Source organism: Parvimonas sp. D9 (assembly GCF_035282565.1).
Classification (GTDB): domain Bacteria; phylum Bacillota; class Clostridia; order Tissierellales; family Peptoniphilaceae; genus Parvimonas; species Parvimonas micra.
The window spans coordinates 1-811 of record NZ_JAYKBM010000025.1; the positions used below are offsets into that span (position 1 = coordinate 1).

Sequence of the window (811 nt, forward strand, 5' to 3'; positions counted from 1 at the left end):
GTGGTGATATAGACACGCTTATCCTCAGACCACTGGCGCATCCGACGTTCCCGATTACCACGGATAAACGTATAAGATGCCGCCCATGCTGGAAAGTGACGTAGAATCTCACGGCGCTGTGCCAGCATCGCATTCTTGCCACAGATGATCAGTAACTTTGGTACACCACGCAGATGCATGATCGTCAGGTAGGTAATCGTCTTACCCATACCCTTATCGAATGACAGGACGAACCTGTCCGTCTTTAAGCCAAAATTAATGGCCAGTTTTTGTGGGGCCTTGAAGTCAATCGTGTCAAGATAACGTGGCAACCCTAAAGCTGCCACGATTTCCTGATCCGTTATGTCTTCCCGCGGAAAGCTATGGGAGGATAACGGGTCAAACATTACGATACCCTTTCCCTATACTCAACAATAGGAATATTGAACAGGTATAAAATGTAGCCGGTATACTTATGCCCGAATGCCACATTCCATCGTACATTGCGCTTACGCCACAACCACCTCATTTCGAATACACGGCTTTGTAGGGAATACCATAATACCGTGCGTAAGGACGCAGGTTGTTGTGTGGTTGGCCAGTCCAACGATTGATCTTGGCATCCTTGTCAGCCAGGTGCTGAAACTTCGGCTTTGCCTTGGGCTTGGCGTCAGGGAGAAATGCACGCATACCTCCACCAAGGAAGAACCCGATGAGATTGCCTGCGGTATTATTGGCGAGTTTGAGTTCCATGACTATCCCTGAAAATTAGGGGGCTATTACGCCCCCGTTAAAATTACTTGACGGCGACGTTGGAGTTGTGATCGTGGCC

The 811-nt window shown here is 48.8% G+C and carries 2 protein-coding genes; both read right to left on the reverse strand.

What is annotated here, in order from left to right; genetic code table 11:
* A partial coding sequence (locus VJI94_RS07825) for a hypothetical protein (protein ID WP_324008935.1) occupies nucleotides 1–386 on the reverse strand: 386 nt, incomplete at its 3' end.
* A gap of 118 nt (nucleotides 387–504) precedes the next feature.
* Nucleotides 505–732: a hypothetical protein gene (locus tag VJI94_RS07830; protein ID WP_324008936.1), complete on the reverse strand. Its 228-nt coding sequence runs from the start codon at nucleotides 730–732 to the stop codon at nucleotides 505–507.
* Nucleotides 733–811: the final 79 nt, after the last annotated feature.

Bases quoted from the DNA above. Each gene is read 5' to 3' on its own strand.
- VJI94_RS07830 (WP_324008936.1), bottom strand. From the start codon at position 732: ATGGAACTCAAACTCGCCAATAATACCGCAGGCAATCTCATCGGGTTC.